The organism is Embleya scabrispora (genome assembly GCF_002024165.1).
Classification (GTDB): Bacteria; Actinomycetota; Actinomycetes; order Streptomycetales; family Streptomycetaceae; genus Embleya; species Embleya scabrispora_A.
This window is the reverse complement of the sequence record NZ_MWQN01000001.1, coordinates 6,397,523-6,413,716: the sequence shown is the minus strand read 5'-3', so window position 1 is coordinate 6,413,716 and position 16,194 is coordinate 6,397,523. Positions and strand designations below refer to the sequence as shown.

The following is a 16,194-nucleotide window of genomic DNA, read 5'->3' as shown; positions in this document are numbered from 1 at the left end:
GTGGGGTCGTCGACATCGACGTCAGGTCAGCGGGGCGGTCGGGCCGTCCGGGGCGTCCATACGGGCGTTCACCACGGTCCGGACGATGGCGCCGACCTCATCGGACGAGAGCCGGCGGATGCCGTCCTCGGTCACCAGGGTGACCACCGGGAAGATCCGCCGGGTCAGGTCGGGACCACCGGTGGCCGAGTCGTCGTCGGCCGCGTCGTAGAGCGCCTGGATGCACACCTGGACGATGCCGTCGGCGTCCAGGCCGGAGCGGTACAGCTTCTTCAGCGCGCCCCGGGCGAACAGCGAGCCCGAACCCACCGCGTGGAAGCCGTGCTCCTCCGACCGGCCGCCGGTGACGTCGTAGCTGAAGATCCGCCCGACTCCGCCGTCCACGTCGAAGCCGGCGAACAGCGGCACCACCGCGAGGCCCTGCATGGCCATGCCGAGGTTGCCGCGGATCATCTGCGACAGCCGGTTGGCCTTGCCCTCCAGCGAGAGCGTGGTGCCCTCGATCTTCTCGTAGTGCTCGAGTTCGACCTGGAACAGCCGGACCATCTCGACCGCGAGCCCGGCGGTGCCGGCGATACCCACGACCGAGTACTCGTCGGCCGGGAACACCTTCTCGATGTCCCGCTGTGCGATCAGGTTCCCCATCGTGGCCCGCCGGTCGCCGGCCATCACCACGCCGCCGTCGAACGTCGCGGTCACGATCGTCGTACCGTGCGGCGCCTCGATCGTCACGGGCTGCAGCGGCGGCGTCCTACGCGCGGGCAAGAGCTCGGGCCGATACGCGTCGAGGAATTCGGCGAACGAGGACGACCCGGGGGTCAGGAAGGCAGCCGGTAGACGCCCGGTGCCACGAGTGTTGGCTTCCACACGATCCCTTCCACATAGGTTGCGGCCCGGCGCAACGCGTCGGGTCGATCCTTGAACATGCCCAGTGCGGCATTGCAGTTGAAGCAGAGTACGGCTCGGACCCTACCGGTTTCGTGATCATGATCGACGTGCTCGGGCCTGGTGGACTGACAGATCGGACATACACCCATTTGCTCGGCGAGCATGGCCCGATAATCCGCCTCGGTCATGCCGTACTTGCGCTTGAGATGCCCGGCTCGACTTTCGACCTTACGACAGGCCTTACAGGCCGCCGCCAAACCGTCCCATTGTCGGGAACTTTTATGCCATTCGGAATGCGGTTTGATCTCTTCACATTTCGGACAGCGTTTATGCCCATCCGGCACGTCGATTTTGGGTCGCACCTTGAATCCAGCACGCTCCCGCCGGGCGCGGTACGAATCCGCATCCCGCCTGCGGAAGCACTCGCGGCAATACCACGAAAGCCCGTCAGGATTCCCTGCGCTGCGCCTGAAATCCTGAGCAGGCTTCCATGCCTTGCAATCAGGGCATTCCTTGCCCGATTTCAAATCGGACATTTGGTGCTATTCCCCACCTTTCTGCACAAACCCGCGCACAAATTCCTCGGCATTCTCCTCGAGCACCTCGTCGATTTCGTCCAATACCGCGTCGACGTCATCCGTCAACTTTTCGTGCCGTTCCTGCACGTCGGACTGGGCTTCGGCGGTGGTCTCCTCAACCTCTTCCGAGCGCTTTGTCGCGCGCTGTTGACCGCCGCTGTCCTTAGTGGCCATGTCACTCACCCCACCTTGAGATCATTTCCTTGAACCGGTGCTTATCCATTCCCCGGAGGATCCACACCCCCGATCCCGAAGGATCGGGGGTGTAAGTGCCAACGAGTGTCGGATGCCCGGTGTTCCGGAACACGATTTATCCGTCCGTTCGCTTTGTTCCCGCGAACGGGCGAGGTCACCCACCCGTAAGCGCGCGGACCAGATCCTCGGCGGTGCGGCAGCGGTCGAGCAGGTCCTTCACGTGGGCCTTCGTCCCGCGCAGCGGCTCCAGGGTGGGCACGCGCTGGAGCGAGTCGTGACCGGCGACGTCGAAGATCACCGAGTCCCACGAGGCCGCCGCGACCTCGTCGGCGTACTGCTCCAGACACCGGCCGCGGAAGTAGGCCCTGGTGTCCTCCGGCGGCAGATGCACCGCGCGCTGCACCTCGGCCTCGCCGGCGATCCGCTCGAAGCGGTCCTCCAGCTTGTTGTACAGCCCCTTGTCGGGCCGTACGTCGGCGTACTGGAGGTCGACCAGGTGCAGCCTCGGCGCGTCCCAGTCGAGGGCGTCCCGCTGCCGGTAGCCCTCCAGGAGTTGGAGCTTGGCCACCCAGTCCAGCTCGCGCGCCAGCGACATCGGGTCGGTCTCCAGGCGGGCGAGCACCGACTCCCAGCGGTCGAGCACGTCGGTGGTGTCGGCGTCGACGTCCTTGCCGAACCGGTTCTCGACGTACTTCCGGGCCAACTCGAGGTATTCGAGCTGGAGCTGGATCGCGGTCAGCTTCCGGCCGCTGCGCAGCGTGATCAGCTGTTTGAGGGTCGGGTCGTGGGAGACCTCGTGCAGCGTGCGCACCGGTTGGTCGACGGTCAGGTCGTTGCCCAGGAAGCGGTCCTCGATCATCGACAGGACCAGCGCGGTGGTGCCGAGCTTGAGGTAGGTGGACACCTCGGACAGGTTGGCATCGCCGATGATCACGTGCAGGCGCCGGTACTTCTCCGCGTCCGCGTGCGGTTCGTCGCGCGTGTTGATGATCGGCCGCTTGAGCGTGGTCTCCAGGCCGACCTCGACCTCGAAGTAGTCCGCGCGCTGGCTGATCTGGAAGCCGTGCGTGGAGCCGTCCTGGCCGATCCCCACCCGGCCCGCGCCGCAGATCACCTGCCGGGAGACGAAGAACGGGGTCAGGTGCCGAACGATGTCCGCGAACGGCGTGGCGCGCTGCATGAGGTAGTTCTCATGCGTGCCATAGGACGCGCCCTTGTTGTCGGTGTTGTTCTTGTAGAGCAGGATCTGCTGCCCGCCGGGCAGCTCGCCGGCGCGCCGTGCGGCCTCGGCCATGATCCGCTCGCCGGCCTTGTCCCAGATCACCGCGTCGCGTGGGTTGGTGGTCTCGGGCGCGCTGTACTCCGGGTGGGCGTGGTCGACGTAGAGCCGAGCGCCGTTGGTCAGGATCACGTTGGCCAGACCGACGTCCTCGTCGGTCAGCTGGCTCGAGTCGGCCAATTCGCGCGCCAGGTCGAACCCGCGCGCGTCGCGCAGCGGATTCTCCTCCTCGAAGTCCCAGCGGGCCCGGCGGGCCCGCTGCATCGCTGCGGCGTACGCGTTCACGATCTGGGAAGACGTCAACATCGCGTTGGCGTTCGGATGTCCGGGTACGGAGATCCCGTACTCGGTTTCGATGCCCATCACACGCCGGACGGTCATGCGACCCCCTCGTCCCTCACCCGGCCGGTACCCGTCCCGCACTCTCCGTGGTCGGGGTACACCCTGGTCATGCTGCCGAGCCTATTGCCGTTGGATTGCCTTGGGGATACGGCCGGAACTTTTGCCCTGTGCGGAAGTGTCGTGCCGGCACGGCGCCGCGACCCGTGTTCGACCGGAACACGGGTCGCGGCGGCGGTGGTCAATCGATGCTCGATGGGGATCAGAGGTACTGACCGGTGTTGGCCACCGTGTCGATGGAGCGCCCGGCCTCGTCGCCCTGCTTGCCCGAGACCAGGGTGCGGATGTAGACGATCCGCTCGCCCTTCTTGCCGGAGATCCGGGCCCAGTCGTCGGGGTTGGTGGTGTTGGGCAGGTCCTCGTTCTCCTTGAACTCGTCGACGCACGCGGCGAGCAGGTGGGCCACCCGGATGCCCTTTTGGCGGTGCTCCAGGAAGTCCTTGATCGCCATCTTCTTCGCGCGGCCCACGATGTTCTCGATCATCGCGCCGGAGTTGAAGTCCTTGAAGTACAGGGTCTCCTTGTCACCGTTGGCGTAGGTGACCTCCAGGAAGCGGTTCTCCTCGTTCTCCGAGTACATCCGCTCCACCGCGACCTGGATCATCCCGGTGACCGTGGAGTCGCGGTTGCCGTCGTGTTCGGCCAGGTCGTCGTCGTGCAGCGGCAGCGAGACCTTGAGGTACTTCGCGAAGATGTCCTTGGCCGCCTCGGCGTCGGGACGCTCGATCTTGATCTTCACGTCGAGTCGGCCCGGGCGCAGGATGGCCGGGTCGATCATGTCCTCGCGGTTGGAGGCGCCGATGACGATGACGTTTTCCAGGCCCTCCACGCCGTCGATCTCGGACAGCAGCTGGGGGACGATGGTGTTCTCCACGTCCGAGCTGACGCCCGAGCCGCGGGTGCGGAAGAGCGAGTCCATCTCGTCGAAGAAGACGATGACGGGGGTGCCCTCGCTGGCCTTCTCGCGGGCCCGCTGGAAGACCAGGCGGATGTGCCGCTCGGTCTCGCCGACGTACTTGTTGAGGAGTTCGGGGCCCTTGATGTTGAGGAAGTAGCTCTTGCCCTGTTCGTTGCCCTGGGCCTCGGCGACCTTCTTCGCGAGGGAGTTGGCCACGGCCTTGGCGATCAGTGTCTTGCCGCAGCCGGGCGGACCGTAGAGCAGGATGCCCTTGGGCGGGCGCAGCTCGTGTTCCTTGAACAGGTCGGGGTGGAGGTAGGGCAGTTCCACCGCGTCGCGGATCATCTCGATCTGGTTCCGCAGACCGCCGATCTTGGTGTAGTCGATGTCCGGGACCTCTTCGAGGACCAGTTCCTCGACCTCGCTCTTGGGCACGCGCTCGTACACGTAGCCCGACCGGGAGTCGAGCAGGAGCGAGTCGCCCGCGCGCAGCGGGGCGTCGAGCAGCGGCTCGGCGAGGCGCACCACGCGCTCCTCGTCGGTGTGCCCGATGACCAGGGCGCGTTCGCCGTCCTCGAGGAGTTCCTTGAGCATCACGACGTCGCCGATCAGCTCGTACTCCATGGCGTCGACGACGTTCATGGCCTCGTTGAGCATGACCTCTTGGCCACGCCGGAGTTCGTCGGGCTCGATGTTGGGGCTGACGTTCACGCGCAGCTTGCGCCCGCCGGTGAAGATGTCGGCCGTGCCGTCCTCGTTGGCCTGTAGGAACACGCCGAACCCCGAGGGGGGTTGGGCGAGTCGGTCCACTTCCTCCTTGAGGGCCACGATCTGATCGCGGGCCTCTCGCAAGGTCGCGACCAGTCGCTCGTTTTGTGTGGTCATGCCGGCCAAGGACGTCTGAAGATCGACGACCCGCTCCTCGAGCAAACGGCTCTGGCGCGGTGAGTCGGCGAGCTTGCGACGCAGGACGGCGACTTCCTGCTCTAGAAAAGAAACCTGGCTTACGAGGTCGTCCGTACCCCGAGCCGGCCTCCCACCACGGTTCATGTCGTCGTCGTGGACTGCCACGGCCCTCACCTCCTCCTGGGAGCTGCGACGTCTCCGACCCTACCTATGGCAGGAGGGGTTGAAACCCCTTGATCAGCAAGACTGTCCGGGCGTGTCCGATCTTCACCCGTGCGATTGCCCCCACGCTTGTGAGGATCAGATACCCACCCGACCGCGTCGGGAAGCAGGCGCGAGTAGGGTCTGTTGGTCGCGTGTCGGTACGAATCGGTGAAGAGAGAGGCCGTATGTCCGCGGAAAACGAACCCCTCGAGGTCTGGATCGATCAGGATCTCTGCACCGGGGACGGCATCTGCGTCCAGTACGCGCGGGAGGTCTTCGAGCTGGACATCGACGGGCTGGCGTACGTCAAGGGCGCGGACGACGAGCTGCGCACGGAGCCGGGCGCGGTGGTTCCGGTGCCCGCGCCGCTGCTCGTGGACGTGATCGACGCCACACGCAAGTGTCCGGGGGAATGCATCCACATGCGTCGTGTTTCCGACGGAGTCGAGGTATTCGGGCCGGAAGCCTCCTGAATTCCGCTTTGTGGCCTCGTGTCTGGTGACGCGTCAGATCCGTTGGGCACCCAGTGGAGTCAGTCGCCAGCGCAGTGTCGTGCTCGTGTCGGGGCAGCAGCGCGGGATGGTGGGCGCGGACCAGCCCTGCGCCTGTGCGGTGATCGTGTCGCCGGCGCGGGTGAGGTCGTCGACGAGCAGGCCCTCGTCGGTGCCGAGGAGGGTGGCCACCAGGCGCGGCGCACCGGCGTCCCAGGCGTAGGCGAGCAGCGCGGTGGGCGGGCTGCCGGAGCCGGCCGCGCAGGTGACGCGGACCACGGTGGGCCCGTCGGGGTCGGTCAGCACGCTCTCGATGCGGGTGCCCACGCCGGGGCAGTCGAGCGGGAGGGCGAGTCCGGAGAGTTCGGCGGCGCTCGGCCCGCCGGCGGGTCGGCGGTTGCCCGCGAGCGGTGCGGCCTGCACCGTCTCGGTGGAGGGGCCGGCCGGTTTTCGCCCCTGCTCGGTGGTGGTGCCGGCGTGGGTGGGTTCGAGGGTGCGCGGCGCGGCCGGGGGGTCCTGCTGGTTGGGGCGGTCTCGGGCCGGTGCGGTGACGCCGGGTATGCCGCCGTCGAGGGACGCGGCGGCCCAGATGACCAGGCCGGTCGCGACGACGAACAGGAACACGATGCCGGCGGCGGCGAAGGCGATGCCGTTGCGCACGTCGGGTATCTCGCGGTGCGGGGGGACCGGGGTGTCGGGTGGTCCGTCGGTGGTCGCGAGCCCGCGGGGACTGTCGCCGCGCACGGGCCGGTTCTCGGTGTGATCGTCCGCCACGGTGGATGACGATAGGCGGCGGGCCGGGCCCCGGTACAGGGTTTCCGGCCCGCCTTGTCTCAACCATTACCGGCGGTTCGACGCATCGCTGACGGCGGGTCAGGATGCCGCCGGGTCGCCCGCCTCCGCGCCGGGGCCGGCGTAGTCGTCGCCGTAGGAGCCCTTGGACGGGCGGCGCCGGCGCAGCGGCGGCTCGACCCCGTCGGCCAACCGGCGGGCGGTGACCAGGAAGCCGGTGTGCCCGATCATCCGGTGGTCGGGGCGCACCGCGAGGCCCTCGACGTGCCAGGAGCGCACCATCGACTCGAACGGCTGCGGTTCGGTGAAGCAGTTCATCACCCGCATGGTCTCCACGGTGCGCGAGAGCTGCGTGGTGGTGGCCACGTAGCAGCACACCAGGCCGCCGGGGGCGAGCGCCTTGTAGACCGCGTCGAGGCATTCCCAGGGCGCGAGCATGTCGAGGATGACGCGGTCGACGTCGGTCTCGACGAGGTTGTCCTGGAGGTCGCCGACGGTCAGCTTCCACGCGGGGTGGGGGGCGCCGAAGTAGCGTTCGACGTTCTTGCGGGCGATGTCCGCGAAGTCCTGTCGGCGTTCGTAGGAGGCGAGCTGCCCGCTGTCGCCGATGGCGCGGAGCAGGAAGGTGCTCAGCGCCCCGGAGCCGACGCCGGCCTCGACGACGCGGGCGCCGGCGAAGATGTCGGCCATCGCGAGGATCTGGCCGGCGTCCTTGGGGTAGATCACCGCGGCGCCGCGGGGCATGGACAGGACGAAGTCGGGGAGCAGAGGTCGCAGCGCGAGGTAGTCGGTGTTCCCGGTGGACCGTACGACGGTTCCTTCGGGGGCGCCGATCAGCGCGTCGTGTTGAAACGAGCCCTTGTGGGTGTGGAACGCCTTGCCCGCTTCGAGGGTGAAGGTGTGGTGGCGGCCCTTGGGATCGGTCAGCTGAACCTGGTCCCCGACCTGGAAGGGTCCGCGCCTGCGCGCGGTACCGGTCGGTTCGGACATGGGGGTCAGCCTAGTCGGTCGGCGGCGACGCTCCGACGCGTGGGTCCGGGGCCCATGGGGGTCGAACCGGGGCTCGGTTGCATAGCATCTTGACCGTGACTGATTCGAGCAGGCCGCAGGGACGCCGGGTGCGGCAGGACGAGGCTCCGCGCCGGGAGCCGAGGCGTGGCCTGCTCATGGGGCGCCCGTTCGGGGTGCCGGTCTATGTGGCGCCGACGTGGTTCGTGATCGCGGCGGTGATCACCGTGTTGTTCGCGCCGACGTTCGAGAGTCTGTTCCCGGATCTGGGGCCGTGGCGGTTCGTGTTGTCGTTCGGCTTCGCGGTGTTGTTGTACCTGTCGGTGCTGGTGCACGAGTTGGCGCACGCGGTGACGGCGCTGCGGCTCGGTCTGCCGGTGCGGCGGATCACGATCCAGTTCCTGGGCGGGGTGTCGGAGATCGACAAGCCGGAGACGGCGCGGCACGAGTTCCTGGTGTCGGCGGCGGGGCCGGCGTTGTCGTTGGTGCTGGGCGGCGGGTTCTGGGTCATCGGCCTGGCGTTGCACGTGGATACGTTGGCGGGGCGGATGATCGCGTTGTTGGCGGTGTCCAATCTGCTGGTGGCGGCGTTCAATCTGCTGCCGGGGCTGCCGTTGGACGGTGGCCGGATGTTGCGGGCGGTGGTGTGGCGGGTCAGCGGGCGGCCGTTGGCGGGCACGATCGCGGCGTCGTGGGCGGGGCGGGTGCTGGCGGTGGTGGTGCTGGTCGCCGCGGTGACGTGGTCGTTGGGGGCGGATGCGGGCGCGCGTACGTACACGATGATCTTCGGCGCGTTGGTGGCCGGTTTCATGTGGGCGGGGGCGGTGCAGTCGCTGCGGGCGGAGCGGTTGCGCGAGCGGTTGCCGCAGTTGCGGGTGCGGGTGTTGACGCGGCGGGCGATTCCGGTGGCGGCGAGCGTGCCGTTGGCGGAGGCGCTGCGGCGGGCGCACGAGGAGGGGGCGCGGGGGCTGGTCGTGGTGGACGGGGGCGGGGATCCGGTCGCGCTGGTGCGCGAGGCGGCGGTGTTGGCGACGCCGGAGCATCGCCGGCCGTGGGTGGCGGTGGGGGCGTTGGCGCGGGATCTGGCCGAGGGGATGCGGGTGCCGGCGGATCTGGCGGGTGAGGAGTTGTTGGTGGCGATGCGGGGCGCTCCCGCGAGCGAGTATCTGGTCGTGGAGCCGGATGGGCGGGTGTACGGAGTCCTGGCCCGGACGGACGTGGAGCACGCGTTCGTGGCCATGATGCGCGCCTGAACGCCCGCCACCACCGGATCCCCAGCCCCACAGGCCCCCCGCGACACGAGCACACCCAACGCCCGGCCCCCAACAACAACCGAACCCCAGCTTGTCCGGCGCTCGAGGAAAAGGCGAGGCGCACCCCGGGCCCTTGTCAGCCCGTCCGGCGTTTGAGGACAAGGCGGGGCGCAGCCCGGCCTCGGGGGCGACCCAGGCCCGTTTCAGCCTGTCCGGCGTTTGAGGACAACCGGGCCGGAGGCCGGCCCAACCCAGCCCGTCCGGCGCTTGAGGACAAAGCGGGGCGCAGCCCGGCCCCGGGGGCGACCCAGGCCCGTTTCAGCCTGTCCGGCGTTTGAGGACAACCGGGCCGGAGGCCGGCCCAACCCAGCCCGTCCGGCGCTTGAGGACAAAGCGGGGCGCAGCCCGGCCCCGGGGCAACGCGGGCCCATCCAGCCCGTCCGGCGCTTGAGGACAAGGCGGGGCGCAGCCCGGCCCCCGGGGCGACCCGGGGCCATCCAGCCCGTCCGGCGTTTGAGGGCAACCGGGCCGGGGGCCGGCCATCGACCCGCGCCGCCGGCGCCGGGCGCACCGGGCCACCGTCCCAGCCCCATCGGGGCCATGTGGCCGCGAGCCTTTCACCCCTCCGGGTGGTCACCCTTGCGCTTCAGATACCGCTCGAACTCCGCCGCGATCGCATCGCCCGACGCCTCCGGCAGATCCTCGGTGTCCCGCGCCGCCTCCAGCGACCGCACGTAGTCGGCCACCTCGGTGTCCTCGGCCGCGAGTTGGTCCACGCCCACCTGCCACGCCCGCGCGTCCTCCGCGAGTTCGCCCATCGGCACGTTGACGTCGAGGAAGTCCTCCAGCCGCCGCAGCAGCGCCAGTGTGGCCTTCGGCGACGGCGGCTGCGCCACGTAGTGCGGAACCGAGGCCCAGAACGTCAGCGCCGGCATGCCCGCGTGCGCGCACGCCTCCTGGAACACGCCCACGATCCCGGTCGGCCCCTCGTACCGCGACTGCTCCAGCCCCACGTTGCGCGCCACCACAGGGTCGGAGGTCGTCCCGTTGACCGGGACGGGCCGCGAGTGCGGCGCGTCGCCCAGCATCGCACCGAGCACCACCACCGTCTCCACGCCCAACTCGTGCGCGAAGCCCAGCAGTTCGTTGCAGAACGAGCGCCAGCGCAGGTTCGGCTCTATCCCGTGCACCAGCACCAGGTCACGGCGCGGCTCGGTCAGCCGGACCACCGACAGCCGCGTGGTGGGCCAGGTGATCCGCCGGGTGTCGCCGTCGAGCCATATCGTCGGCCGGTTCACCTGGAAGTCGTAGTAGTCCTCGGCGTCCAGGGCCGCGAACACCTCGCCCTTCCAGACCCGGTCCAGGTGCTCGATCGCGGCGGAAGCGGCGTCGCCGGCGTCGTTCCAGCCCTCGAACGCGGCCACCATGACGGGGTCGATCAGCTCGGGCAGGTCGTCGAGCTCGATCACCCAGTGCCTCCTTCCGGCCGGGGCCGGGATCCGTGCGCCGCGGCCGACCGTACTCCGGGACCGCGAGAGCTGTACGGTCCCCACATTACGGGTTGCGGCACCCGCGACCAGACCCGCCGGCGCCGACTTCGCCCACAGTGAAATCGGCGCCCCGTCCGGCGGCCACACGGCCAACGCACCTCGAACGGCGCGGTAAACGTGCGTGACCACACGGTGACCAGTGGGACACGTCACCCGCGCGCCATCGAGCTCCCGGCGAGGATCGCATTAAGCTGGCGCTCTGGCCCGAGCCGTCACGACGGCACCGGGCAAGCCGACAGCCGTCGCACCCATCGGAGACGCATTCTCATGACAGCAACCCCGCAGCAGCTTCGCGAAGCACTCGCCACCCGCGTCGTCGTCGCCGATGGAGCGATGGGAACCATGCTCCAGGCCCAGGATCCCAGCCTGGACGATTTCCAGGGCCACGAAGGCTGCAACGAGGTCCTGAACGTCACCCGACCCGACATCGTGCGCAACGTGCACAAGGAATACTTCGACGTCGGCGTGGACTGCGTCGAAACCAACACCTTCGGCGCCAACCTCGGCAACCTGGGCGAGTACGACATCCAGGACCGGATCTACGAACTCGCCGAAGCCGGCGCCCGGATCGCCCGCGAAGTCGCCGACGGCTACACCACGCCCGACCGCCCCCGCTGGGTGCTCGGCTCGATCGGCCCCGGCACCAAGCTGCCCAGCCTGGGCCACGTGCCCTTCGCCACGCTGCGCGACGCGTTCGAGGTCAACGCCGCAGGCCTGATCGACGGCGGCGCGCACGCCCTGCTCATCGAGACCAGCCAGGACCTGCTGCAGACCAAGGCGTCCATCATCGGCGCCCAGCGCGCCCTGAAGAAGGCGGGCGTCGACCTGCCGATCTTCGCCCAGGTCACCGTCGAGACCACCGGCGCCATGCTGATGGGCTCCGAGATCGGCGCCGCGCTCACCGCGCTGGAGCCGCTGGGCATCGACTTCATCGGCCTCAACTGCGCCACCGGCCCGGTCGAGATGAGCGAGCACCTGCGCCACCTGTCCAAGCACGCCGGCATCGGGGTCACCGCGATGCCCAACGCGGGCCTGCCGATCCTGACCAAGGACGGCGCGCACTACCCGCTCAGCCCCGACGAACTGGCCGACGCGCACGACACGTTCACCCGCGACTACGGCCTGGCCCTGGTCGGCGGCTGCTGCGGCACCACCCCCGCGCACCTGAAGGCCGTGGTCGAGCGGGTGCACGGGCGCGAGCTGACCCCGCGCAACCCCCGCCACGAGCCCGCCGCCGCGTCGCTGTACCAGTCGGTGCCCTTCCGCCAGGACCTGTCGTACCTGTCCATCGGCGAGCGCACCAACGCCAACGGCTCCAAGGCGTTCCGCGAGGCCATGCTCGAAGGCCGCTACGACGACTGCCTCGACATCGCCCGCGACCAGACCCGCGACGGCGCGCACATGCTCGACCTCAACATCGACTACGTCGGCCGCGACGGCGTCGCCGACATGCGCGAACTCGCCGGCCGTCTCGCCACCGCCTCCACCCTGCCGATCATGCTCGACTCCACCGAGCCCGAGGTGCTCGAAGCCGGCCTCGAACTGCTCGGCGGCCGCGCCGTGGTCAACTCGGTCAACTACGAGGACGGCGACGGGCCCACCTCCCGCTTCCGGCGCATCATGCCGCTGGTCAAGGAGCACGGCGCGGCCGTGGTCGCGCTGACCATCGACGAGGAGGGCCAGGCCCGTACCGCCGAATGGAAGGTCCGCGTCGCCGAGCGGCTGATCACCGCCCTCACCGAGGAGTGGGGGATCAAGGTCTCCGACATCATCATCGACGCGCTCACCTTCCCCATCGGCACGGGCCAGGAGGAGACCCGCCGCGACGGCATCGAGACCATCGAGGCGATCCGCGAGATCAAGCGCCGCCACCCCGAGGTGCAGACCACTCTCGGCCTGTCCAACGTCTCCTTCGGCCTCAACCCGGCCGCGCGCATCGTGCTCAACTCGGTCTTCCTCAACGAGTGCATCGAAGCCGGCCTCGACTCGGCGATCGTGCACGCCAGCAAGATCCTGCCGATGGCGCGCATCCCCGAGGAGCAGCGCGAGGTCGCCCTCGACATGGTCTACGACCGCCGGCGCGAGGGCTACGACCCGCTCCAGCGCTTCCTGGAGCTGTTCGCCGGCGTCGACGCCAAGTCGGTGCGCGCCACCCGCGCCCAGGAGTTGGCCGCGCTGCCGCTGAACGAACGCCTGGAGCGGCGGATCATCGACGGCGAGCGCGCCGGCCTCGAGGAGGACCTCGACGAGGCGCTGCGCGAGCGCAGCGCGCTGGTGATCATCAACGACACCCTCCTGGCCGGCATGAAGGTCGTCGGCGAGCTGTTCGGCTCCGGCCAGATGCAGCTGCCGTTCGTGCTCCAGTCCGCCGAGGTGATGAAGTCCGCCGTCGCGCATCTGGAACCGCACATCGAAAAGGTCGAGGGCGAGGACGGCAAGGGCACCATCGTGCTCGCCACCGTCAAGGGCGACGTGCACGACATCGGCAAGAACCTCGTCGACATCATCCTGTCCAACAACGGCTACAACGTGGTCAACATCGGCATCAAGCAGCCGGTGTCCGCCATCCTCGACGCCGCCGAGGAACACCGCGCCGACGTGATCGGGATGTCCGGTCTGCTGGTCAAGTCCACCGTGATCATGAAGGAAAACCTCCAGGAGCTGAACACCCGCGGCCTGGCCGCCGGTTACCCCGTCATCCTCGGCGGCGCCGCCCTGACCCGCGCCTACGTCGAAGAGGACCTGTACGACATCTACGCCGGCGAGGTCCGCTACGCCCGCGACGCCTTCGAGGGCCTGCGCCTGATGGACGCGCTGATGGGTGTCAAGCGCGGCGTGCCCGGGGTGGAGCTGCCCGCGCTGCGCCGGCGCAAGGTCGCCGCGGCCAAGGTGATCGAGACCGAGCCCGAGGAGATGCCGGCGCGCTCCGACGTGGCGATCGACAACCCCGTGCCCACCCCGCCGTTCTGGGGCGACCGCGTGGTCAAGGGCATCCAGTTGAACGACTACGCGTCCTGGCTGGACGAGCGCGCCACCTTCATGGGCCAGTGGGGCCTCAAGCCCACGCGCGGCGGCGACGGGCCCTCCTACGAGGAACTCGTCGAGACCGAGGGCCGCCCGCGCCTGCGCTACTGGCTCGACCGCATCGTCACCGACAACCTCCTCGACGCGGGCGTGGTCTACGGCTACTTCCCGTGCGTGTCCAAGGGCGACGATCTGATCGTGCTCGACGACGCCGGCAACGAGCGCACCCGCTTCACCTTCCCGCGCCAGCGCCGCGACCGGCACCTGTGCCTGGCCGACTTCTTCCGCCCGGAGGAGTCCGGCGAGATCGACGTGGTCGGCTTCCAGATCGCCACGATGGGCCCGCGCCTGTCCGGCGCCACCGCGGAGCTGTTCGCGGAGAACTCCTACCGCGACTACCTCGAACTGCACGGGCTGTCCGTACAACTCGCCGAGGCCCTGGCCGAATACTGGCACGCGCGTGTGCGCGCCGAACTCGGCTTCGCCGGCGAGGATCCCGCCGACCTCGACGGCATGCTCAAGCTGCACTACCGCGGCGCCCGCTTCTCGCTCGGCTACGGCGCCTGCCCCGATCTCGAGGACCGGGCCAAGATCACCGCGTTGCTGGGGCCCGAGCGCATCGGCGTCGAACTGTCCGAGGAGTTCCAGCTGCACCCCGAACAGTCCACCGACGCCATCGTGCTCCACCACCCCGAGGCGAACTACTTCAACGCCCGCTGACCCACCCGTCCACACCGGTCCCGGACCGGGGCGCCGTCCGCCCCGGCCGGGACCGGCGGCCCGAACGAGGCACATGCTCGGCGACGTCCTGCGAACCCTCGCCTGCCCGCACTGCGGCGCCGACCTGGCGGGGGAAGACACCGGCCTGCGCTGCGCCGCCGGGCACACCTTCGACATCGCCCGCCAGGGCTACGTCAACCTGCTCACCGGCGCCGGGCCGACCGGCACCGCCGACACCGCAGCGATGGTCGCCGCCCGGGTCGACTTCCTCGGCGCCGGCCACTACGACCGGCTCGGCGACGCGCTCGCCGCCGCCTGCGCCGACGCGCCGCCCGGCGTCCTCGTCGACGTCGGCGCCGGCACCGGACACCACCTCGCGCGTGTCCTCGACGCGCTGCCTGACCGCCACGGGCTGGCCCTGGACATCTCCAAATACGCGCTGCGCCGCGCCGCCCGCGCCCACCCCCGCATGGGCGCGGCCGTCTGCGACGCCTGGCGCCCGCTGCCGGTGCGCGACGGCGTCGCCGCCCGGGTACTCAACGTGTTCGCCCCGCGCAACCCGCCCGAGTTGCACCGCGTCCTCGATCCCGAGGGCGCCCTGATCGTCGCCGCCCCCGCCCCCGGACACCTGGGCGAACTCGTCCCCGCCCTCGACCTGCTGCGCGTCGACGCGGACAAGCAGGAGCGGATCGACGCCAAACTCGCCCCCTGGTTCACCGTGCGCGCCCGGCGGACCCTGACCTACCCCATGACGCTGGATCACGCCGCGATCGCCACCGTGGTCGCGATGGGCCCCAGCGCCTGGCACACCGACCCCGAGCGCCTGCGCACCCGGCTCGCCGCACTGGCGAACCCGCAGGTCGTGACCGCTTCGATCACCGTTTCCGCATACGACCCCGTTCGGCGGTTGCCCAATGCCTGACGACGCCGCACAATCGAGGACCCGCCGGAGCCAACCGGCGGATCCGACCCCTGGAGAACCCGCGTGAGGAGATTTCCCCACCCCATCCACAGCACCACGCCGCGAACCGGCGGAGAGGCGGCCACCCGATGACGGCAGCGCTGACGACCACCACCGGAGCCCGCCCGGGCCACGGCCTCCAAGCCGTCCTGTTCGACATGGACGGCACCCTGGTCGACACCGAACGCCACTGGTTCGCCACCGAGACCGCGGTGATGGCCGACCTCGGCTTCACGCTCACCGCGCAACACGCCGAGCACCTGCTCGGCAGCCCCATGGAGCGCGCGGTCGCCTACCTGATCTCGGTCTCCGGCCTGGAGGTGGCGCCCGGCGAACTGGAGCAGCGGATCAACGCCGACATGGTGCGCCGCCTGCGCGACGGCGTCGACCTGCGGCCCGGCGCCAAACGACTGCTCGCCGAGGTCGACGACGCGGGCGTGCCGTGCGCGCTCGTCACCGCCTCGCAGCGGGTGATCGTGGACGCCGTACTGCCCTCGATCGGCGCGCACCACTTCCGCCTCACCCTCGCCGGCGACGAGATCGCGCGCACCAAGCCGCACCCCGACCCGTACCTGACCGCGGCCCGCCGGCTCGACGCCGAACCCTGGGCCTGCGTGGTCGTCGAGGACTCGCCCACCGGGATCGCCGCCGGCGAGGCCGCCGGGTGTGCCGTGCTGGCCGTGCCGAGCATGACGCCCATCCCGCCCGCGCCCACGCGCACCGTGGTCGGCTCCCTCGAAGAGGTCGACCTCGCGTATCTGCGCGACCTGGCCCGGGCCCGCGTCGCCCGCTGACGGGCGGCGCCGCCGCGCCCGCGGCCGGCACACCCGCAAACAGGTGGGAGCGGGCGGGCCCGAAGGCCCGCCCGCTCCCACATCCCCGTGTTGCCCCCGTACTGTTTCCCGGTTCCCCGCGGTTCCCCCGAACCGCGGTTGCCCTACTCCCGGGTCCGGTCCCCGCGATTCCCCCGAATCGCGGTTCCCGTGCTCCCCCGAATCGGAGCCCCCGTGCTCCGACCCGCAGTTCCCCGTCGGTCCTGTCGACCTCC

At 69.9% G+C, this 16,194-nt stretch carries 13 protein-coding genes; 5 read left to right on the top strand and 8 right to left on the bottom strand.

The features are described from left to right. Positions 1–21 precede the first annotated feature (21 nt). The 5 genes from prcB to arc all read right to left on the bottom strand — a co-directional run bounded on the left by prcB (position 22) and on the right by arc (position 5,308). Positions 22–867: a proteasome subunit beta gene (gene prcB, locus B4N89_RS28260; RefSeq protein WP_078978596.1), complete on the bottom strand. Its 846-nt coding sequence runs from the start codon at positions 865–867 to the stop codon at positions 22–24. Further along, a complete protein-coding gene (locus B4N89_RS28255; protein ID WP_078978595.1) occupies positions 819–1,424 on the bottom strand; it encodes an endonuclease VII domain-containing protein in 606 nt (201 codons plus the stop codon). The genes prcB and B4N89_RS28255 overlap by 49 nt, the downstream gene beginning before the upstream one ends. Before the next feature lie 6 nt (positions 1,425–1,430). Further along, positions 1,431–1,640, bottom strand: coding sequence for a ubiquitin-like protein Pup (locus B4N89_RS28250; protein WP_078978594.1), 210 nt, complete (start codon positions 1,638–1,640; stop codon positions 1,431–1,433). Positions 1,641–1,815: 175 nt separating this feature from the next. Next, a complete protein-coding gene (gene dop / locus B4N89_RS28245) occupies positions 1,816–3,321 on the bottom strand; it encodes a depupylase/deamidase Dop (protein ID WP_078978593.1) in 1,506 nt (501 codons plus the stop codon). A gap of 220 nt (positions 3,322–3,541) precedes the next feature. Beyond that, on the bottom strand, positions 3,542–5,308 hold the full coding sequence (gene arc / locus B4N89_RS28240; RefSeq protein ID WP_078978592.1) for a proteasome ATPase: 1,767 nt from the start codon (positions 5,306–5,308) through the stop codon (positions 3,542–3,544). Between the two features lie 224 nt (positions 5,309–5,532). Between arc and B4N89_RS28235 the strand changes: the two genes are divergently transcribed. Further along, on the top strand, positions 5,533–5,820 hold the full coding sequence (locus tag B4N89_RS28235; protein WP_078978591.1) for a ferredoxin: 288 nt from the start codon (positions 5,533–5,535) through the stop codon (positions 5,818–5,820). A 33-nt stretch (positions 5,821–5,853) separates the two neighbouring features. Here the strand turns inward: B4N89_RS28235 and B4N89_RS28230 are convergent, their stop codons facing one another. Both B4N89_RS28230 and B4N89_RS28225 read right to left on the bottom strand, forming a co-directional pair. Then, positions 5,854–6,612, bottom strand: coding sequence for a hypothetical protein (locus B4N89_RS28230; RefSeq protein WP_078978590.1), 759 nt, complete (start codon positions 6,610–6,612; stop codon positions 5,854–5,856). A 99-nt stretch (positions 6,613–6,711) separates the two neighbouring features. Continuing rightward, entirely contained in the window at positions 6,712–7,620 is a 909-nt protein-coding gene (locus B4N89_RS28225) for a tRNA (adenine-N1)-methyltransferase (RefSeq protein WP_078978589.1), read from the bottom strand. A gap of 128 nt (positions 7,621–7,748) precedes the next feature. Between B4N89_RS28225 and B4N89_RS28220 the strand changes: the two genes are divergently transcribed. Next, entirely contained in the window at positions 7,749–8,891 is a 1,143-nt protein-coding gene (locus B4N89_RS28220) for a M50 family metallopeptidase (RefSeq protein ID WP_101897199.1), read from the top strand. Positions 8,892–9,508: 617 nt separating this feature from the next. On the opposite strand, the gene B4N89_RS28215 is transcribed toward B4N89_RS28220, so the two are convergent. Then, positions 9,509–10,360: a PAC2 family protein gene (locus B4N89_RS28215; protein WP_078978587.1), complete on the bottom strand. Its 852-nt coding sequence runs from the start codon at positions 10,358–10,360 to the stop codon at positions 9,509–9,511. A 348-nt stretch (positions 10,361–10,708) separates the two neighbouring features. Between B4N89_RS28215 and metH the strand changes: the two genes are divergently transcribed. The 3 genes from metH to B4N89_RS28200 all read left to right on the top strand — a co-directional run bounded on the left by metH (position 10,709) and on the right by B4N89_RS28200 (position 15,940). After that, a complete protein-coding gene (gene metH, locus B4N89_RS28210) occupies positions 10,709–14,185 on the top strand; it encodes a methionine synthase (protein ID WP_078978586.1) in 3,477 nt (1,158 codons plus the stop codon). 73 nt (positions 14,186–14,258) lie between these two features. After that, complete coding sequence (locus B4N89_RS28205; protein WP_078978585.1) at positions 14,259–15,107, top strand: putative RNA methyltransferase; 849 nt, start codon at positions 14,259–14,261, stop codon at positions 15,105–15,107. 128 nt (positions 15,108–15,235) lie between these two features. Next, positions 15,236–15,940 carry an HAD family hydrolase gene (locus B4N89_RS28200; protein WP_078978584.1) on the top strand — a complete coding sequence of 235 codons (705 nt, stop codon included), beginning with the start codon at positions 15,236–15,238 and terminating at the stop codon, positions 15,938–15,940. Positions 15,941–16,194: the final 254 nt, after the last annotated feature.